Source organism: Nostoc piscinale CENA21 (assembly GCF_001298445.1).
Classification (GTDB): Bacteria; Cyanobacteriota; Cyanobacteriia; order Cyanobacteriales; family Nostocaceae; genus Nostoc_B; species Nostoc_B piscinale_A.
In genome coordinates this window covers 6,264,556-6,284,693 of sequence record NZ_CP012036.1, presented here as the reverse complement: position 1 = coordinate 6,284,693, position 20,138 = coordinate 6,264,556, and the positions used below count along the sequence as shown (strand labels likewise).

Annotated in this window: 23 protein-coding genes; 17 read left to right on the top strand and 6 right to left on the bottom strand. The window is 45.1% G+C overall.

Annotated elements, in window-relative coordinates; translation table 11 throughout:
* Positions 1-112: 112 nt before the first annotated feature.
* Genes ACX27_RS26910 through ACX27_RS26895 form a run of 4 tightly spaced genes read right to left on the bottom strand, consistent with a single transcriptional unit; the run spans position 113 to position 1,802 of the window.
* Positions 113-463, bottom strand: coding sequence for a hypothetical protein (locus ACX27_RS26910; protein ID WP_062296996.1), 351 nt, complete (start codon positions 461-463; stop codon positions 113-115).
* Positions 463-804, bottom strand: coding sequence for a hypothetical protein (locus ACX27_RS26905; RefSeq protein WP_062296994.1), 342 nt, complete (start codon positions 802-804; stop codon positions 463-465). Before ACX27_RS26905 ends, ACX27_RS26910 begins: the two co-directional genes overlap by 1 nt.
* Before the next feature lie 3 nt (positions 805-807).
* Positions 808-1,011 (bottom strand): ribbon-helix-helix protein, CopG family, encoded by a 204-nt coding sequence (locus tag ACX27_RS26900; RefSeq protein WP_062296993.1) that lies wholly within the window; start codon positions 1,009-1,011, stop codon positions 808-810.
* Positions 1,011-1,802 carry a phage antirepressor KilAC domain-containing protein gene (locus tag ACX27_RS26895; protein ID WP_062296990.1) on the bottom strand — a complete coding sequence of 264 codons (792 nt, stop codon included), beginning with the start codon at positions 1,800-1,802 and terminating at the stop codon, positions 1,011-1,013. The genes ACX27_RS26900 and ACX27_RS26895 overlap by 1 nt, the downstream gene beginning before the upstream one ends.
* Before the next feature lie 1,289 nt (positions 1,803-3,091).
* On the opposite strand from ACX27_RS26895, the gene ACX27_RS26885 reads away from it, so the two are divergent.
* Complete coding sequence (locus ACX27_RS26885; protein WP_062296986.1) at positions 3,092-5,830, top strand: hypothetical protein; 2,739 nt, start codon at positions 3,092-3,094, stop codon at positions 5,828-5,830.
* Positions 5,831-6,025: 195 nt separating this feature from the next.
* On the opposite strand, the gene ACX27_RS26880 is transcribed toward ACX27_RS26885, so the two are convergent.
* Positions 6,026-6,355, bottom strand: coding sequence for a hypothetical protein (locus ACX27_RS26880; RefSeq protein WP_062296985.1), 330 nt, complete (start codon positions 6,353-6,355; stop codon positions 6,026-6,028).
* Between the two features lie 171 nt (positions 6,356-6,526).
* Entirely contained in the window at positions 6,527-6,733 is a 207-nt protein-coding gene (locus ACX27_RS26875; RefSeq protein ID WP_062296984.1) for a helix-turn-helix domain-containing protein, read from the bottom strand.
* Positions 6,734-7,482: 749 nt separating this feature from the next.
* Here ACX27_RS26875 and ACX27_RS32030 point away from each other — a divergent pair.
* The 16 genes from ACX27_RS32030 (at position 7,483) to ACX27_RS26785 (ending at position 20,138) form a co-directional block, all read left to right on the top strand.
* Positions 7,483-7,866, top strand: a complete 384-nt coding sequence (locus tag ACX27_RS32030) for a hypothetical protein (protein ID WP_144427542.1) — start codon at positions 7,483-7,485, stop codon at positions 7,864-7,866.
* A 292-nt stretch (positions 7,867-8,158) separates the two neighbouring features.
* A complete protein-coding gene (locus ACX27_RS32025) occupies positions 8,159-8,377 on the top strand; it encodes a hypothetical protein (RefSeq protein ID WP_144427541.1) in 219 nt (72 codons plus the stop codon).
* A 22-nt stretch (positions 8,378-8,399) separates the two neighbouring features.
* Positions 8,400-9,626, top strand: a complete 1,227-nt coding sequence (locus ACX27_RS26855) for a hypothetical protein (RefSeq protein WP_062296980.1) — start codon at positions 8,400-8,402, stop codon at positions 9,624-9,626.
* Position 9,627: 1 nt separating this feature from the next.
* A complete protein-coding gene (locus ACX27_RS26850; protein WP_062296979.1) occupies positions 9,628-11,100 on the top strand; it encodes a type 1 periplasmic-binding domain-containing protein in 1,473 nt (490 codons plus the stop codon).
* 108 nt (positions 11,101-11,208) lie between these two features.
* The gene (locus tag ACX27_RS26845; RefSeq protein WP_062296978.1) at positions 11,209-11,781 is read left to right on the top strand and encodes a hypothetical protein; all 573 of its coding nucleotides are present in this window, start codon (positions 11,209-11,211) and stop codon (positions 11,779-11,781) included.
* Between the two features lie 13 nt (positions 11,782-11,794).
* Positions 11,795-12,766: a phage major capsid protein gene (locus ACX27_RS26840; protein ID WP_062296976.1), complete on the top strand. Its 972-nt coding sequence runs from the start codon at positions 11,795-11,797 to the stop codon at positions 12,764-12,766.
* Positions 12,767-12,771: 5 nt separating this feature from the next.
* The gene (locus ACX27_RS26835; RefSeq protein WP_062296974.1) at positions 12,772-13,125 is read left to right on the top strand and encodes a hypothetical protein; all 354 of its coding nucleotides are present in this window, start codon (positions 12,772-12,774) and stop codon (positions 13,123-13,125) included.
* The gene (locus ACX27_RS26830) at positions 13,119-13,439 is read left to right on the top strand and encodes an HK97 gp10 family phage protein (RefSeq protein ID WP_144427539.1); all 321 of its coding nucleotides are present in this window, start codon (positions 13,119-13,121) and stop codon (positions 13,437-13,439) included. Before ACX27_RS26835 ends, ACX27_RS26830 begins: the two co-directional genes overlap by 7 nt.
* A gap of 175 nt (positions 13,440-13,614) precedes the next feature.
* Positions 13,615-13,899: a hypothetical protein gene (locus tag ACX27_RS32020; RefSeq protein ID WP_144427538.1), complete on the top strand. Its 285-nt coding sequence runs from the start codon at positions 13,615-13,617 to the stop codon at positions 13,897-13,899.
* Positions 13,900-13,982: 83 nt separating this feature from the next.
* Positions 13,983-14,510, top strand: a complete 528-nt coding sequence (locus ACX27_RS26820; RefSeq protein WP_144427537.1) for a hypothetical protein — start codon at positions 13,983-13,985, stop codon at positions 14,508-14,510.
* Positions 14,511-14,515: 5 nt separating this feature from the next.
* Positions 14,516-15,991, top strand: a complete 1,476-nt coding sequence (locus ACX27_RS26815) for a phage tail sheath subtilisin-like domain-containing protein (RefSeq protein ID WP_083468851.1) — start codon at positions 14,516-14,518, stop codon at positions 15,989-15,991.
* A 10-nt stretch (positions 15,992-16,001) separates the two neighbouring features.
* Positions 16,002-16,478 (top strand): hypothetical protein, encoded by a 477-nt coding sequence (locus tag ACX27_RS26810; RefSeq protein ID WP_062296965.1) that lies wholly within the window; start codon positions 16,002-16,004, stop codon positions 16,476-16,478.
* Positions 16,478-16,888, top strand: coding sequence for a hypothetical protein (locus ACX27_RS26805; protein WP_062296963.1), 411 nt, complete (start codon positions 16,478-16,480; stop codon positions 16,886-16,888). The genes ACX27_RS26810 and ACX27_RS26805 overlap by 1 nt, the downstream gene beginning before the upstream one ends.
* A gap of 174 nt (positions 16,889-17,062) precedes the next feature.
* Positions 17,063-18,985 (top strand): phage tail tape measure protein, encoded by a 1,923-nt coding sequence (locus ACX27_RS26795; RefSeq protein ID WP_062296959.1) that lies wholly within the window; start codon positions 17,063-17,065, stop codon positions 18,983-18,985.
* Positions 18,985-19,740: a hypothetical protein gene (locus ACX27_RS26790; RefSeq protein ID WP_062296957.1), complete on the top strand. Its 756-nt coding sequence runs from the start codon at positions 18,985-18,987 to the stop codon at positions 19,738-19,740. The genes ACX27_RS26795 and ACX27_RS26790 overlap by 1 nt, the downstream gene beginning before the upstream one ends.
* Entirely contained in the window at positions 19,737-20,138 is a 402-nt protein-coding gene (locus ACX27_RS26785; protein WP_062296946.1) for a LysM peptidoglycan-binding domain-containing protein, read from the top strand. The genes ACX27_RS26790 and ACX27_RS26785 overlap by 4 nt, the downstream gene beginning before the upstream one ends.

The window sequence follows — 20,138 nt, the reverse complement described above, 5'->3', positions numbered from 1 at the left end:
CATTTCTTATGCAATTCCTGGGGGTGGCCCTAACGAGCTTATATGCAATAAAAAACCCCCAAGGTGGGGGTGAGTAAACTGTATTGTAGGGATTTACATATTATCCTGAATCTTAGTAGAGTCCCATACTTACAACTTTATTCATAAGAGGCACTTTATCCTTCAAAAGCCACGATATCCTAGTAGCTCCATCCAGAATACATTTATATAGATGTATTCTATTTTTTAGATCGCGGGGGCATCTGGTAGGTGCGATGTAGAGTATTTTTCCATCCTCTTTGGTGACAAAACATAGGGCAGGTTCATCGGGGAGAGATTCAAAGTCAAAGTGCTTTTCTACAACCTCTAGGGCTTGTTTGCATAGTTCTCTGTACTCTTGCATAATTTCACTGTCATAACCATCGGGGCCAGCCGCATCAACGGCATCCATAAATTCTTCGTCAAACAACTTTGATAGATTCATTAGTAGATGCCTCCCAGCAAGTGAACGTGGTGTGCTTTGAGTGCCAAATCACGCACAGCGGTAGCTTCTTCTAGTGTGCGGAAAGTGCCATAAGTGTGCTGTTCTCCGTTGTCCCAAATGCGAACTGAGTACTTGCCGCCGGCGATCGCGTAGACGTACTTCCCGGCGGCTGATTGGGGCTTCTTCTTGCGTATCGGTGTAACTACTTCATCTATATATATAGATGTATTTTCAGTCTGCGGCTCTGGCTCATCCTGCACGCTCATAAATAGCATTCCAGGTGTAGGGTCTAGCATTACGGTATATTCTGCTGGGTCATAGCTTAGAATAATAGCTTTCATTGATTAATTCTCCTCGGTGGTTGTAGTTTGTGGTAATTTTGGAATTTCATAAATATCTACTGCACGCATGAAGCGTAAATACATATCAATTGCTTCACGAATAGCGGCGCTGCGATTCATACCTAAGCTCGCTCTCACTAGATCCAAATCATCTATTAATTGCTTTTCCGCGCGGAATGGGACGTACACACTTTTATTGTTTTTCATTACGCAATCTCCCGCTGTGTGTAACCCAACTTGATTAACTTTTGAACCAACCAATTCAATCCTTTTTGGGTGAGGCGTGGTTGCAGGTGAATGTGTCTACCATCCCAACTGTGAGTCTCGCGCACAACGAAATAATTTGACTCTATATAGTGTTGGTATGGCAAGTTTGACAATTGGAGGATTCTTTCGTCACGTAACAACTGAAATAGACGCTTCTGACCTAATTCTGAGAAGTTCATAACCTTGGAAGCAGAGCTTAAGTCAAAGGTTTTTTCGGCGCATTCGGTGAGAATATCTAAAGTTTCTGCCTTGGGAGCTAGTACAGCTATCTGTTCATTTTGCTCTTGCACCTGGGCAGCTAATGCAAGCTTTTCTTTCTCACTACTTAGTAATGATTCGAGAGCTTCTATATAGTTGCTGGGGAGGGTAGGGCTGGCTGGACGTGATGTTGCAGCTTTAGCTATGCGTTCGCACTCTAAGAAGTACAGACGTACCTGTTTGCCCTGCTCAGTACCGGCCATCATGCCCCACTGCTTCAAGCACTCGGCTGTGAGCATTATTTCTTCTGATGGACGACCACCAGAAGGGTTTTTATCAGTAGTGATAAAAACCATATAGTCTACATTTTCAATAAACCCAGCATTCTCAAAATTCCGTTTAGCATTGCCTTTAGTGGAGTATCCAAGCCACACCCAAGCACTATCGAAGCTTACTGGGAATTGCTCGGTAGATTCATATATTTGATTTGCTAATGTCTGAGAAAATTGTGCGGAACGTGATAAACTATTCATAGAATGAAAGGAAAGTAGATTGGTGGTTTTTAAGCAGCCGCCAGATTATATTCGGAAACTATAATAAGGATTTTAAATGCAGGGTGCAGCGAACATCCTGCATTTATGCTGTCTATACTATAATTATAACACAGATGCAGTATAGAAACCAAATGTCAAGCGTATAGGGGAAGATTTTTTCCAACAAAGTATTTTAAGTATCTAGCGCACGCGGCGTGGTACGATTCTAAAAATAATGGACTACCCAAGAGTCAGTGACTCTTGGGATTTTTCTTTTGTCCGTTGGGGGGTGCATGTGCCTGCATATGATGGGAAAATTCTTCTATCCCGCCGCGAGGATTTCCCGGACGTAAGTTGCGTGTATTTCGCGTGCCTTCCCTACGATCCTCAGCCGGACGTAGTTTTATATGTGGGTGCTGCGGGCAACTTACGGCGGCGCTGGTTAAACCACAAACGTCTACCCCAACTTTCCTTCATTAAAGGCGTTTATGTGAATTGGCTGGTATGCTATGAGGCGAATTTAAAGCATCTGGAAGAATATTTCATACGAACGCTTAGACCGGAGCTTAATGGTACGCCACTGCCCCGCCCATGTGATGTTGGGGTGGATAGAGAAAATTACTTCCATATTTATAGGTCTAGTCGATAATTCTCTGGCTGAAGGAATATGTATATTTTGCGAGTGAGTGGTGAGGTAGTGAGATAAATTAGGCAATTTTAGTGACCGAAATGGGGGTGATTTTAGGTCATTTTAGTGACCGAAGTGGGGGTGATTTTAGGTCAAAAATGACCTCTCGATAAAAAAAATTTTTAAATGCTGGAAAGGCTTGCTGTGTATGCCTTATAGAGATCACTACTACCACTTAAAAGGGAGGGGGGAGAGAAAGGAGGGAGAGGGGAAGGGGGAGGAAGAGAGGGGGCCAGGGGAGAAGGAGAAGGGAGGGGAGAGGAGCCAGAGAACCAACCAGGGAACCAGCAGGGCAAGCCACCAGCAAGAGCCGGCCAGGGGAGCCAGCGAAGCTCAAAATTTTTCAAATTTCCAGTTCCAGCCCTGAACAAACAATTATCACCCCACCACCCCATGCGAAGCACCCCCAGTTTAAAAACTATTTTCTATAACACATTTTTGGAATTTCAGATATTAAGATTTCACTTTCCCGTGCCGGTGTGCTAGTATAGATATGTGATGGATATGTGCCGCGTTAGGGCCATGTACCCAAAACAAAAAACCCTCACCAATAGCACTTGGAAAGGGTTAGTAAATTCCTTATTAAATTATTCATACCCTTATGATAGCACAAACCACCGACTTTCAGCAACAAACCACAGCAATTACCACCCGCTTAAAAGAGATTGAACAGCACCTCTTCAAGCTAGTTACGTCTCCAGTGAGTATTGCACCATCACAAAGAATTAGATTACCAAGAAATCATCGGTTAGAAGCCGCCGCTACCACCCTCAGCAATCTAGAATCATCTATTAAGGATGAAACAGAGACTCTGCAATCAATCCGCTGTGGCGCTGGTACTGGAGTGCTTTCCTACTTCCGCCAAATACAGAAAATACGCACCCAGATTTGCACAGCAGTGCTAGGCGAAGCCACCGCAGAGCGAATCCTCACTAAACAAGCTAATGATGCCCTGCAAGGCGTATGCAAAGAGCTGCTGGCTAGATGTGGATGGCTGGGCATAATTCTGGAGAATGCTGAACTAGGGTTGACCCCGCAACATGAAGACTGGCAACCTTACCTACAGGCAAAGCAAGAAGCCTTCCCCCCGTTGAACCAACCTGTAGAGTTGTTTGGGGATTATGTGGCGATCGCTGGAGAGCAACAGTACAAGATAAGCGATATCCTGCTGCAGAACGTAAATATTATCACGAACTTCATTGTTCTTGCTGAAGATGCGGAAGCTACTGGCAGCCTAACAGGGAAGCTTGCCACACTCAAACCACAACTTGCAGAGAATGTTAAAGTCATCACTAATATTTTAAACTTCCTGCAATCAATAGATTACCCCACCACACCACCTGCACAGCCCCCAGCACCCCCGGTAGAACAAGAAACCACTATTACCACCGAAGAGACAGTAGAAGTCACTCTAGAGCCGGAAACTGAACAGCAAGAAGAGCCAGCACCACACCCTGTAGAGCCAACATCTGATGGGGAGACTAAGGTTGAAGAGTTGTTCATCTTTAAGCTTGAAAAGCCAGCCCGCAGCGCCAACTCAAGCAGGAAGTACTATGGTGATGGATTCTTACATCCCTCATATATATCTACCGAATCCGTAGCAAAATACATCAACAGCCTTCTTGAACCGTTAAGCCCTAACTACGACAGTTACAGATTTTTCCTTCACATACTTGCTTGCACAGACGAATACCGCTATGCGAACGATGATTGCTTCGTCCCTGCTTGCAGGAATTTCATTGAGGATAAAGTGCCAGGCGCACGGGGTGGTAAGAATACGTTAATCGCCGCCGGGCTAATCGAATGTGATGGACAATATATAGTAGGCACGAAAAGCCTTAAATACCGCGTAAAGCCAGAAATCCTGGAAACTGTTGCTGAACTGACCATAGCCGACTTAGAGTCTGACAACGTTGAGCGTTATGACCTGTGCAAGCAAAAACGCAGACCAGATGCACCGCGCAGCATATACACATTGAATGGAAAAGCAATATCGCCAGACCACCACAGACACATCGCAACAAACAGTAGTGCCACTGTTGAAATAACCCAAGAGCGCAAGAGACAGATGTTTGCAGAGCTTCGCACCCTCCGCACCAACTACAAATCCATGCCAAGCTTAACTGAAGAGCAAAAGGTACTTAAGTTAAGAGCCAAGCACATATTCTTATCTACCTTTGCTGCATATAAGGCACTAGTACTTGAGAGTGGCGCAGTTTCACTACCAAACGGCAAGATACTGATTAAACCAGCTTACAGTCCACAGAAATCGGGCAGAATTACGATGAACGGTGGTGGATTGCAAAACCTGCCACGCCACTTTCAAGATATCCTGTTTCACAGCACGCAGTACCATAACATCGATATGCAAGCTGCACAGAGCAGAATCGCACTGCAACTGCTGAAGGAAGATGGTCTGAGCAGTGCCTGGCTTGAGGAATACACCACCAATCCTAAAGCTAAGTACGTTCACGCCGCCGCGTGCTTCCCTGACGTTGCAGAGGATGTACGCACCGGGTATTTTAAAGACCTATTGCATAGTTACCTGATGGGTGCAACGATCGCGCCACCTAGTGATAAGTTGAAGGCGCAGTGGGTTAAATCCTGGCAGGCTAAATATGTAGATGGAAAAGCGATTGGAACATCAGCCGCTAGAGACGTAGTTTTTGCAATGTACACCAGCGCAGAGCAAGCATACGCCGCCTACGTTCGCTGGTACAACCACTGTTTGCCCCTCATTACGGATATCGGTGCGTGGCACAAACTGATTGAGTTAGCTATTGCAGGTAAAGCCCCCGCCCCGGCTTGGTTAGTCCGCAATGCAGTTAAAAAATCTACCCTACATAAACACCTTGGTAAGCCTTCAGTACGCAATAAAATGGGAGCTACAGAAGACCTTGATGGGTTGAAGGGTGGAGAGTTGATACGCAGCCTAGTATACTTCCTGTTGCAGGGTGCAGAAGCTGCTTATATCACCGCTGCTGAGGCACTGCTTGAGGAATACAACATTAAGTTAGCGGCAAACATGCACGACGGATTTATCTGTAAAGTGGAGGGTTCTAGCAACTTAGAATCTATCCTTGATGAGATATCCCGCAGAGCAAGTGAGATTAGTGGGGTAGGTGGCACACTAGTTGAGAAGAAGTGGAACGAACCACAACCCGAAGATACAGTAACAGTTACTAATGTCGCCCCGGCACAAACAACCACCACACCAGTTGCCAAGCCCATCCCTGTTAAGCAAGCGCCCCCGGTACTGCAACCAATAAAGTCAGCGTTTAGAACAGTACAGGAATTAGCCGCTTGGTTTGAGAGTAGGTCATTGAAATTTGCAACGTGAAGCTACTAAGTTGTCTGTTACTTTAGAAATCAAATCAAATCATTCATTTAGAAGTGAGAGATTTAAGCCCCCTGCCAGGGGGCTTACTTAACTAATAGGATTTCCCATTATGAGAAATCCACCTATTATGAAAATAGGAATAGTCCAAAATTTGTAATAGTAAATAATTACTTTAGACAAAAAGATTATAGCCAACTAAAATTTTGGGAGGTAATCTCTAAGCCTCATAAATATAAATAAAACATCATTAAGTGTCCCGTCCTTTGATGCCTCTCTTATACTGCTTATCCAATGCGATATGTGCGCCCTGTCTATCTTATAATCATCAGCTAATATTTGAGCTTTTGCCTCTATTATCTCAGAAAGATTAATATAAGGTCGACCATTTACCCAAATTACATTCTCTCTATATTTTAATTCCACAACATGATAGTAATAATTCTTATAGTTTGCCTCTAACATCGGTTTATATATATTAATTAATTCTTGAATTGCCTCATCTAGGCTAATATTTTGCCCTGCCACTATATATATTCCTCAATCTCTATTAAATCCGATTATTTCATAAATTAAATTCCTACAATAATGGTGGTTTGTAAATCTTTAATTCCCTTAGATAAATTAAATACCCCCAGCATGTGTTGGGGGTTTCGCGCTGTCTATTCACCGTCTGTACTTCTATAAGCCGCCGCAGGGTCACTCAGCCTCTAAATGCAGAATATCACCTACACCACATTGGAATAGCTCACATAGCTTTTCTAGGTCACGGATTTTAACTGAACCAAGCTGGTTGTATTCTGCCCTTCTATAGTTTGTCTCTGTCATTTCGAGATAATTAGCCATGAATTTCTGGGTGTGACCGTGTGCTGTACGCAGTTCCTTCAATCGCAGTGTAATCTTCATAATTCGCTTTAAGCTCATATAAATATTCTATCATTTTATTTATGTAAGTCCTATGACTGCACGTTAAATGTACTAAAAGGAAACCCCCAGCAACAACTGCTAGGGGCTTTTTAGTAACCAGGAGTATGTTTAGGTTTATTCGCCGTCCCCGCCACCCTTAAAGATAGTTTTTCCAATAAAGAAGATAGCAGCTGTAGCAACGTAGCAAAGAAGAATAGTCTCCATATTTAGGTTCCTTCTATTAACTATTACCAGCCTATCCAATCCACACAACCAAACAAAGCTTTTTACACTAAGTGAAACTACTTAATTTTGCTTGGTATTTAATTAGTCTATGAATATGCTATAATATAACTATGTAGTGATAAAATAAATGATGCTAAATCTAGACCAGAAGAGAGAATTATTTAGGAGGCACTTGCTTGGTGAGTCGATAGCAAGCCTCGCGCGTCAACACAATATAAGACCGCAGACCATTAAGTATTGGTTTCGCAGTCATTTTAACTACCAGAGAAACCAACATAATACCCTCATACCTGTGGTGCAGGAGTACTTACGCTCCCCCGGCTTAACAAAACAAGAGAAAACTACCATACGTCAGTGGCTAGATGACAGCCTATATGAATTAGCCGCTGAAGGTAAACACACCACACACCCTGCTACGTCGGAATCAACCTTGATGTTCGACATTGCTAGGCAAAACAAGAAACTAATTTCACTCGCCCTACTATCTTCTAAGGAGATCGAAAATGCACACGACAGTCAAAGCTTTAACCACATCCTGTTTTCTCAACGCGCAAGACTTAGATGATTGCCTGAAAGCCTACTTTGCTGGCACGCTGGATTACTTCTCTAGTTTGGAGCGTATTTGCCTTCCCCCCACTCAACTACACCCTACTAATAGTCTCTGGGGGCAGCTAACTACCGATATGATGTACGGAGCACTAGATGCACTATCATATCTGCACCGCGCCATCATCGAGCAACTATACAGACCAAGTGAAGAGTCCTACGATTACCTGGTTGGCTGCTATGCACTGAGTGACCTAAGATTGTCATTCCCGGACTGGCAAAGTATCCAAACTACTGCTGCACTGCAAAGTCTAGAGGAAAATATACTAAATTTACTTTGACCCCTTGCTTTTGCCTTTAAATAGAGGGCTGATTTTACCTTGCTTGCCCTTCCGCCCTACGATGCTTGATAGAAACAGAAATTTAATAGAATTAGAATATAAATTTGTAGCCCTAAACATGCTGCTTAATCCTGCACTTAACAGAACGCAGGCAGCCGAACTCTTAGAAAAACAGTTCCAGATATCAATAACTTACAAGCAGTGGCGGGGCATTAAGGAAAGAATAAAGCCAATAGTAGAGCAACTACGGAATGATGATGATGAGTGCATAAGAATAGCCCAGCAGTGCGGAATGTTCAAATATGCCCACAAAGTACGCCGTATTCAGAAGCTGGAGGATTTAATAGACTCATCATTAAGGTCAGGGCATGAGAGTGCTGGTGTTGCCGCCCTCCGGCTACTAAAAGAAGAATATGCGTCAGAACAAACATCCACACCTGTACAGCTAATCATTGGCACTGCCACGCCCCCGCCACAAGAAGATGTCCTACCAGAAGACGAAGACCTATGATTTAAGCCTCCACAAGTCACAGATGGAGGTTTTTCAATGTCAGAAGACATTTAAGTTGCTGGTCTGCGGAAGGCGGTGGGGAAAAAGTAGGTTACAACTCACCAAGGGTATTGAAAGGGCATTAACTTACGATTTGCCGTATGACCCAGCGAGTCCCCCGGTTGTTCTTATATTAATGCCACAGCTAAAGCAGGCAAAGCAGATATTCTGGCGGCCATTAGTAAGCCTACTAGAAAATGCACAATTTGTTGAACGGTTCAACAACTCTGAACTGAGGATAACTTTAAAAGGAAATAAGCCGGATATCCTTGTACGCGGTGCTAATGATGATAATGGTGATAGCTTGCGTGGTTTGAAAGTATTTCACCTGGCTGGCGATGAGTGGCAAGATGTTAAACCTGCGGTATGGACTGATGTGCTGTTGCCCGCGCTAAGTGACACCCCTGGCAGTTCTGCAATGCTGACTGCAACACCAAAGGGTAAAGCGCACCCTTTATATCAATTTCACTTAGATGCGATCGCCTCACCCGAATGGAGTTACTTTCACTTCACCACGCGAGACAACCCATACTTCCCGGTTGCCAAGCTTAGAGAAGCAAAGCGCAACCTCCCTCCTAAGATTTACAATCAAGAGTTCCGCGCCGGCTGGGAAAATTTTGAAGGACAGGTATTCAGCGAGCTAAATGACAGACACTTTATTAAGGAAATACCACCTGAACTGACTTACTACTGCGGTGTGGACTGGGGTGACATTAACCCGGCTATAGTAATCGTTGGGTTGTCTAAGGAAGGTAAGTTTTACATAGTTGATAGTTGGTTAAACACTAGTGGTCAGGCAGTCACTCAAGATGAGGTTTTGTCTAAGCTTGATTCCTACTGCACCAAGTACAACGTCTTTAGGTCTTACTTGCCTGATGACCGCCCGGCATCAATTAAGTCAGCCCGCGAGTATGGAAGGAAGCATGGCATTAGGGGCATGGAGAAAGCTGTAGCAGTAGACCGCCGGGCTGTTGGAGTAATTGAAGGATGCCAAATAATGAATAACTTATTCTTTAGAGATGAGATGTTTATAAAGTCATCTGAACGCACTCTGATAGACCAATTTCAATCCTATCACCGCAAGACAGACCGCAACGGCAACATACTTAACGAACCTGCTGATGGACAGCAAGACCACCTAGTTGATGCTACACGCTACGTAGTATCTACACTTTACGCCGCACTACAGAAACGCAATTTATTATATTGATATGCCTTATCCCGCCAGTCTTACTTTAAAGCAACTAGAATCCTGCCACGACGAATACCTATACTCTGCTGATACCTTACGCCGCATTGACTTGCTAACGGCTGGCGGGCATAAGTTAGAGAAGAATATTGAAGAGTTCCTACCTCAGCGCCCTGGCGAAGATAATGAGGTATATGAGGCACGCCGTCGCAAGTATAATTATTTAAATATCCTTGGTAGTGCAATCAACCAACAGGTTGCCAAGTTATCCAGCGCCGCGCTCAGTGTATCTGGTATTGGTAACGAACCACTATGGGAACAATTTCGAGAAGATACAGACTTAGCTGGAAGGTCAGAACGTGAGTTGCTAAGTCACATCTTTGCAGAGTTACTTAAATTCAGAAAGGTATACCTGCACGTTGATAAGCCGCGCGCCCTGGTTGCACCACTAAACAGAGCCCAAGAGGCTGCACTAGGTTTAAGACCATATGCGATCGCTTACAGTCCATTCCAGGTGACTAACTGGCATGAGGAGTCTGGCAAGCTTCAGTGGATAAAGATTAGGCAGATTGTTACATCACAGCCAGACCCAACGCAGGAGCCACAGACTATTGCTAAGTGGACGTTCATAGATAACACCAGTATTGCAACCTACGCCGCCCCAGTCAAACTAAGAAACGGACGGATAGAAGAGATTAATGGTAAAGGTGCTGCTGATGAAACACCACTACCATTGCAAAGCGAAATACTGCACGGCTTGGGTGAGATACCAGTAATCAAGATTGAATTGCCTGATAGTCTGTGGGTTGCCGACCAAGCATATCCCAAAGCCTTAGAACATCTCAAGACTGAGCATACCAGACATGACATGTTAACCCTGGCATACTTTCAGCGCACATATAAGAAGGTACGCGTGCCTGACGACGATTTGGAAGAAACTTACTCAGAAGTCGAGCCAATTAAGACTGGCTTACAGCATGTACTGGAATTAGATGATTTCAAATGGAACGAACCCACTGGAACCATCATTGAACACATCAACAACACTCTGCAAAGCATCAAGGATGAGGTAAGGGACTTAATTAGTCTCGGCGGCGGCTCAACTACGACTGAAGCAGTACGCCAGTCTGGCGAGAGTAAAGTTATGGATTTCGTAAAGCAGGAAGCAATATTGAGACAGTATGGCAATATCATCTGCCAAGCTTACCAGTCACTGTTGCAGCTAGTTGCTAAGTCCGCCGGGCTATCTAATCCTGAACAAATATCAGTTACCGGGCTGCAAAGCTTCGACAACGACACATTAGAGTCGCTGATTAGCAAAGTTACTAATCTCAGCACTATTGACTTTACCACTTTAGCTGCAAACTTGCCACCAACTGCCTACAAGTTAATTTACAGCCAGTTAGTTTCTTTACTAGTTGGCAACTTAAGTGCTGAACAACAGCAGGCGATCGCAGCGGAGATAGATTCAATAATTGCCGCCCCGGCTATCTAATTTTTGCTTTTGCCTTTTAATAGGGGCTACTGGATAAGCCATACAAACCAGATACCCGCACCGTAGGGTAAATCGGACACCATATTTTAATGGATAAATTAAACAACAATGACACCAGAAGAAATTCAGGCTTTAGTTAACGCACAGATTGAAGGCTTGAGAGCTGAAATTGCTCAACAGATTACCACTGCTAATCAGGGTCTAGCCGCATCCCTTACTAAGGAATTTAAGAAGCACGCAGCACCCGCGCCGGCTGTCCAAGATGAACCAGAGAAAGAGTCCCTAACTCTTAAGTCTCTAAAACAACAACTCTCTGATATGCAGGCTGCATTTGCTGCAAAAGAGAAAGAGGCAACTGATGCCTTGAAGCGGTCTGGCATTGCAGAGGCAGTGGCACAAGCAAAAGCACTCGCCCCCGGCACTCTACAAAAGCTATTCCTCACCGAGTATGGTGATGCTCTAAAGCAAGAGAATGGCATGTGGTATGTGGATTCACCCGCAACTGGCGTAAAGCCACTCAATGCTGTTTTAAGCGATTTCTTGAAGTCTGATGACGGCAGGCTGTTCGTGCCGCCTTCTGGAGTAAATGGTGCTGGCTCTACTGAAGCAAAGCCTAGCCCCGCAACCACAACAGAAAACAAAGTAGAAGATTTACTCTTCCAGGCTTTTTCAAATATCTAATAAACAATAAACAATGGCAACGATTATTTCTCCTGTTGATGCTTTAGAACTACTCGTACAAGAGGAGGTAGCATCAACTCCTTTAGAGATGTACCCAATGCTCGACCGGCTCCGTGCCGCAGGCAATTTAAGGGTCGCCCGTCAACGTCAAATTAAATGGAATATTAACGCTGCTGGTGCAACCGCAACAGGTGAAGCCACTACAGCATCAGTTTCCGCGTATAGTGCTGATACCTATGTTCCCGCAACATTAGCGATCGGAGAAAATAGAATCCGCCACTCCTTTAGCATTCAGAAGGAATTGATCGCTGAAGCTGCTACCGCTGGTAAAGGGGCTTTACGCGATTTGTTTGCTGCTGATATTAGAAGCGGTGTGCGTATCTGCTTGGAGTCACTACAGACCAACATTTATACAGGTACTGGGTTACCCACAAATGGTGGTGTAGTGGGCTTAGACAACGTTGTTACTGCAACCAGTTATGCAAACATTAGTGGTACTACCTACACCAACTGGACTTGCTTCCGCAGTGCAAACGGTGGTACTAATCGCGCACTAGCCCTTAACCTGTTAACAGGTATGGAGGTAGGTATATATGGTAAAGGCGGAAACTTTACCGCAATTTACACTACACCAGCTATTGTAGCCACCTACAAGGCTCTGTTCGCTGCTCAAGCTAACATTCAGCCAGCAGCCATCCCCAGCATGACAGCTGACCTAGGTTACACAGGTGTTGCTTACGCAGGTAGACCTATCATCCAAGATCCATACGCTCCGGCTAACCGTCTGTATTGGGTTGATGAGCGAGATATCTTCTTATATACCTACGGTCAGAGCAACTCTCAGAATCAGCAAGGAATGCAATTCTGTATTGAGCAGTTACCCAGCGATAACCCAGACGCTTTGAGATATGCAATTTACGTTAAGCCTCAGTTGCAGGTGTTCAATCGAGGCAAGAATGTTGCACAACTAGGGGATATTACCTAAAAAACATGGCTGTACTCAGTCAAGACCAAATTGAGCGTATTGAGCTTTTATGCGGGTACGCTCAGTTCCAGAATTTAACTCGCACTCAGCTACAGGCTGATTTCACTCAGGCTGTGGTTGACCGCGTGGCTGAAATTCTGTCCCAACTAGAAACCATAGATACCCAGCTAATTCAGGTACGTGAGGATAATTACGTTGCCGAGAGCCGGGGTACAAAGTTGGACTATAAATACCACACTAGACAGTTAAAGATGTCGGGATATACCTTGCTACTTGAGTTGGGAACCATCTTAGGCATAAGGGTACTGAAGAATAGGTATGTCCACACAGGTAGTGGTTCAAACCATAACTATTGGTAAGCAACATGATTACTTCTAAAATCACGTTCAGGGGTAGAATCTTTGAGCGTGATATTAGCAATAAGATAGTCACGCAAGCCATCGATAACACCTCAGACTGGGCGCAGAATAGAATCCGCGCGGCTACTCCTGTAAGGTCTGGTAGGATGCGTGCCGGCTGGACTGTTACGCCACAGCGCCGTGAACTGTTTATCACTAATAACGTACCTTACGCTGACATAGTGTCGCGCCGCGTCGGGCTTTATGGTAAATCCATCCCACTAGCCGAGCAACGATTAAGGAATGAATTAAGGCGGTTATATGTCACTCTATGAGAAGCTGGCAGGTGTTGAAGCTAAATTGGCAGGACTGGAAGAGAAATTAGGGCTGCCACAGCGTAAGAACTTGCTGGTAAGGCAGATCTTTAGTAATCACACCAGCCGCACATCTACGATAGCTGATTACCTAATAACCCCTAAGCCATATATTACTAATGTCGCGCCCCGGCTAGTGAACTTACAAGTAGGCACTGAAGGTTCAGACCAGTTGTTTATAACTGCCAGCGATACACAAGTAGAAATCCCCCGCATATTCCCTAAATCATTCTTTGTAGTGCCTGGTACTTTAAAGACCGTGTACGTGATTGATCCACCACTTAACCCCAATGGCACTGTCGCATACACTAACCCAACTACTAAGACAATTGGCGCTTACTTCCACAATTTAATATACCTAGCAGACAACGACCCAACGCGGTGGATTCTAGTGTTGAGACAGGAGGCCGACAGGCGGTGAATATCATACTTGCCCGCGAGGCTATCAGAACTTTCATCACAAATAATGTCTCTATATATAGGTGGGATTCGGACGCACCTGACGTGCTGTATTATGCGCGCGGCGCTTCCAACATTCCAGCTAATACTGCAATAGAGTTACCAGTGCAGGAGTATGTCACGCAGAGAGAGGGCAACAATGGCGTAGTAGCCAGCGCCCGCTTCCCGTACCGAGTAACTTGGATATTCAGAGGTGATTTGCCTATTGAAAGCCTGCCACTAAAGGCTGTAGAGGCAGTGGTGGCTAACATTCAGGTACTAGCACTAATACAGCGTCCCAGCGTCGAATTTACCCAGTTTCTACCGTTTCAGGAACCGGACACAGTAACTCTATCCAACACAGAGGATGAAGACAGGAATTGGCTATTAAGTGCCAACTTTAGCTTTGAGGCTACATTCAGAGTTACCACACTGGCTGATGCAGAAGACCTCACCTCCCCCGGCTTCTTTGATTTAGGGGAAGAGCCACAGGTAGATCAGATAACTATAAAGGTAAATAAAGCCCAGCAAGGTTTTGATACCACCAATAACAACACCTATAAGCTTGACAACACAATAATTCTTACTCCGTAAAAATAATGGTTAATGTCTTCAGTTCATTCCTGTCTCCCGGCGTTCGTGTTACAGAAACGACCCAGGGATATAGGAACTTAGAGATTGCCTCTCATAGCCACACCTACATGATTGGCTCCGGGGCAACTGGCAACTTCAATAATCCCACCCAGGTAACTAGCCTCGCGGACTTTACTAATGTCTTCGGGTCGTCCCCCAGCACTGATGAAGTAAAACTATTCTTCCGCAACAACCGCCGGGGCATTTTGTACTTTGTACGTACCCAAATCGCCCAGCGTAATGAGATTACCATTGCTACTGCTGCGGCTGGTGCATACACAGTCACTATTAATGGTACGGCAGTAACATACACCGCCCCCGCATCTCCTACACCTACACTACAAAACGTAGCTGATGGTGTGCTGGCTGCAATCAATGCAAACTCTACTGTATCTGCCGCTGTTGTAGCCACACCTGGCTCTGCTACTTCTAGAGTATTTGTACGCTCCCGCGTTCCCAGTGTAACTTTCACTCTCACAGCCACCACAGCTAACTTAACTCAAGCCGCCGCTACCCCCACTACACCAATAGCAGCGGATTATGTTTATGCAATAGAGAATAGCTTTGATGCAGCAGATGAGTGGCCACAGGGGTTCCTTATTTGCCCAGATGCTTTTATGCTTCTAACTGCTCAAAGCGATCGCCTGGCAGTTGGTAATGCAATGCACGCCTTGGCTAGTGATGAGTTGTTTGATTGGGTTGCACTAGTGGACTCTGGCCCCGGCTTAACACCAGCACAAGCTAAGACTGAAGGTGAGTTGTATGTTTCGCCGCAGGGTCATTTAGCATTCTACTGGCCCTACCTTACTGACTTGGAAAACGCAACTGTAGCTCCATCAGCAGCTGTTGCGGCCATAGCCACACTCAGATATAAGGAACAGGGATTCCAGGAACCACCTGCGGGCGCACAATACCCAATCCAGGGTGTATTAGATGTAGTCACCAGAATCAACACCCAAGTTCAAGACACTTTAAACCCTAGTGGTATTAATGTGATTCGCAACTTACGCAACAAGGGTGTAGTGATTTGGGGTATGCGTACTCGCGCTAGTGATGACCTGTATAAGCAAGTTTCCCAGCGCGTCATTATGAATACCATCAACGGTACGCTGCGCCGGGGCTTTGACAACTTCCTATTCACTGCAATTGATGGTTATGGCATTTTGCTCAACGCGATGAGCCAAACCGCTAGTGCTGCATTAGAAAGCATCTGGCGTGGTAAGGCACTGTTTGGAGCTACACCTGTAGAGGCATTTGAAGTTAAATGCGACTTTGAGAACAATACGCCTGCGCTGCTTTCTCAGGGCAACGTGATTATGGAAGTTTATGTAGTCACATCTCCAGCACTTGAAAAGCTGCTCATTAACACCATCAAGGTGTCTATTGGCACGTTACCACTGAATCAAGAGCAAATTGACGTAACAACCCTTGAGCAAGCATAGGAACTAAATAATGCCTCGTTTAGACAACATTAACCCCATTGCCAATAGCGATTACCTTCTCACTGTTGAGGGTATTTCAGTTGACGGCTCCCCGGTGTACTTCACCACATTCTCTGGTGTGAAGTTTACCCGTAGTGCAGCAGAGTTTAATGACGGACTCTCTAATAACAAACGATATGTAGAAGGCGGTCTTAAAAGTTACCAGAATATCACCATCTCTAAGCCCCACGACCCTGAAAAAGACCAAACAATCATTGACTTCCTTAAGACTAAGGAAGATGGGTCTAAATTCAGTTTCCGCGCCCGCCCAATGTTAAAAACAGCCACAGGTAATGAGTCTAACACCTTTAGAGGTACTAAAGCTTGGGAGTGTTCAGGCTGTGACTTAGTTAGCTGGATGTGTGCTGACAACGTTGACACTGCGGACGGCGCGCAGGTTGCCAAACTAACCATCGAATTTAGAGTAGAGCAGGTAGAGTACAAATAATGGTACGCAAAGTTACTACAGTCGAGGAGCCTAAGCAAGTCATTGAGGCTCCTAAGACTTTTGCCGTGCAATACGACGATGAAGCTGGCACTGTATCCTTCAACCTATCTGATGGCACTCCAGTGGAGATGCGTAAGCCGCGCACCCGGCAATTACTATTAATTGATAGCTGGAAGTCAACCGCAGACCCTGAATATGTCACCACTGCATTTACTGCATTAAAGCTGGCTAGTCTCTGCGTTACCAAGTTTGGTAATGCTAACAAGGTAAGTTTTGACGAATTGATTGATGTAGATTTTGAAGACTGTGAGAGGGTGGTGAAAGCCCTTGAATGCTTTCGAGATGTCTTTGACTCTTTACAAGCAAGACTTAATAGTCAAGGTGCAGTCACTGCCAGCAATGACACTTGAGGATTTGCTACATCTACTAATGGTTTGCACTGGTGAGTATCTAAGCCAAACTTACTACCAGATGCTAGACATGCAGTTAGATGACGCACTATATCATGCCCTTACGTGGCGTAATTTGAAGGAAAAGCAGAATAAGGTTAACAGCAGCAAGCCATACTGGGCAGAAGGGGTAGAATGGCAGGAAATACAGTAGTAATAACGCTACAAGCGAATAATCAAGCCGCCCCGGTAGTCTCCCAGTTGGCTAACCAGATTGAGAGTAGGCTGGGTGGTGCAATACAGAAGGCTGCTATTAACTCTACTCTCCTAGTTAAGGGGTTAGAGGTTGGTCTGGGCGCGGTAACAAGCGTAATTGGCAGGCTTACCGATGGGTTGAAGGGTGCAGTAAAGGCACAGACCGAGACAATTACCGTTGCTGGCAACATTATGAAGCTGACTGGGCTTAACTTCCAGCAAGCTACAGACTTTGTTGACCAGTTTTCCGAGAGAATATCTAAGGTTGCTTCCGTCCTCCCCGGCACTACCAGTGACTATGTAGACTTTGGCAAGGCGATCGTAGATGATGTAATTCCCGCAATCAGGGAAGTCAATGGTGCTATTAACCCTGAGAAGCTACAGAAAGAATTAGAAGCTATATCTACTTATGGCACACAGCTGTCGCAGAATGCTAGTAAATCAAGTGCTGAGGGCGCGCAAGCCTTATCCAAATTCTTAGGTGGTACTGCTACCAAGGCAGAGCTCATGGGCAATGATTTCTTCCAGAAGAATAATACATTCCGCACCGCTCTGTTCGCTGAGGTAGATAAGCTTGGTGGAGATATTCGTAAGCTTACAGTACAGCAGAGATTAGAAATATTTAAGAAGGCTGCTCAAATCCCAGATGAGGTTCTTAAGGCACAATCAAACTCTATTGCCGGGCTTACCTCAAGCTTTGTTTCTAACTTGTTCGACCCTCTCACTGGTTTGTTTGGATTCTCCCGTGACTTAAACAAAACAGCTACTGGTAGTCAATCAGCATTATCAGCATTTAACGACAGCTTACTACTGCTGATTGGTCAGGACGGACTTCTCAGTACTATAGGCAAGCTATTAGAAGCTTTGGGTGTGCAGGCAATTGACCCAATGTTAGCCCTCCGCACCACTATAATTTCCTTCAACGATAAGATTAGAAACTTACAAGATTTTTTATCTCTAATATTAGATGGGTTTGATGCGGGATTCGGCGTAGACACCGGGGCAATCCTTAAATACCTTAATCTGGATAATATTGGTACAAGAATAGGTGCATTTGTTAATAGCATCTTCACTCAAGCTGCGGGCATGGACTGGTCAGCTGTATTTGGGGCTATAGGAGTTGGGTTAGCCTTAGTAATTAACGAAGGTTTGAGATTCTTCAACGCCCTAGACTTTGGTGCAATCCTCAAAGCTACGGTATCACTGGCTGGCGGACTGTTTATTGGTATTGGTAAGTTTCTGTCTACCCTTGACTGGGAGCAGGTATTATCAGGCTTTGTGAAGCTCTTAGGAATAGCAATACTAGCTTCAGTCACTGCGGCTGCTGCTGCCCTGGTTGCACCAGTTATTGCCAGTATAGGATTACTCGGCGCGGGTATTGCGATTGCTATAACAGGTCTATTAGCTGTAGTAGTAGCCAACTGGAAATCATTAACCAGCGCAGTCTCCAATAAGTGGAATGAAGTTACTACAGCCGTTACTGGCTTTTTCAACAATGTAGCCACTTGGTTTAATGACCTTATTTCCAAGATTCCAGGTGTAGGTGGTAAGGCTGAAACCGCGCGCACTGGTATTATACCCAACTTTGCTAACGGTAATCCTGGCTTACTCTCAGGCTTAGTAAGAGAGGCACAGCAGTCTCCCCCTGGCTCTACACCAGTCATAGCCAACTCTAGTGAGGCAATACTCACACTAGGTCAGCAGCGCGCCCTGATGGCTAATAGAGGTGGATTTAGCGTAGGTTCGCTGAATATCTACACCGCAGCCACCAATGCACAGGAGATTGCAGAGAATGTGATGAACTACCTTGAATTGGAATATGCAAGATATACACAGTCCCGCACGGTAACTGTGGAGGCTTAATGGTTAACACTTCAGTTTTAAACTCACTACCTGCTGTAGGGCAGAATGAGTTAGCCACGGCGCGGCTAGTCAATAACTTAGGGAAGGATGTCTACACATTCCTTTACAACCCGGAGAGCAAATCATTTAACCGCCGCGCCATATATAAGGAAGGTGCAAGCGCCCTTACCTCCTTGCCATCATTAAGCTACCAGTACACCACTGGCTTAACCCTAGACCTCAATAATTTGATTTTAGAGAGTTACAGCCGTGGCAAGTCAATTAGACCATTGCTGGATTCACTGCAAAGCTTGATGGTTGCCAACCCGACGCGTGGCAAGTATGCACCTAGTCCAGTCACATTTACCTGGGGTGCTAATACCTTCGGTCAAGCAGTGATTACCAAAATCGATTGGACTGAAACCGCATGGGTTGGTGGTGAGCCTGCCAGCGCCCGCGTTAACCTCCAGTTAATGCAAATCCCCAGCACCTCGTCTTCCGCAACCCCAGCACAAAGCACGCAGGCAGCAAGCAGTAAGGAGCAACCACTAACTGACAGAGAGAAGGCAGAGGCAATTAACAAAGCACGCGCCAACTTGCGTCAGACACTTAAGTCACTTAATGCTTCAGTTGCTCAACTTGTGCGCTCCGGTAATTACAAGTTAACCGTAAGCAACATGGGTGTGGTTACTATTAGTGACTCAAAGGATAGAGTGTTAGGCGTGGTTGGTACATACAGTAGAGGCAAATTCACTACCGCAGGGCGCACTATATGAGTACTGTACCGTTAAAGCAGGGTGATACCTTAGTTAAGCTGGCTAACGATATATTGGATGATTACAGGGCTTGGCGAGAGTTTGCCCAGATAAACAAAATAGATATATTTGATGACCTGCCCATTGGGGAAAATATACGAATCCCTGACAGAGAAGAGCTTAAGAAGATTTTAGATGAAGAGCAGGCTAGGGTAATTGCCAGCACTGAGAAAGATGTTAAGGCACGCCTTACCCAGATTGCAGCCGACAGGGAAGTGCAAAGCATTGCCAAAGTGTTAGGCGTTGACACCACCAAGTTAATAGAAGACTTAGACCTGAAATCAATTGCAGAAGCAAACCTGCCCCGCCTGTCAAACAATGTTGACCAGGTGTGGCAGTTAATCTCATGGATTGCATAG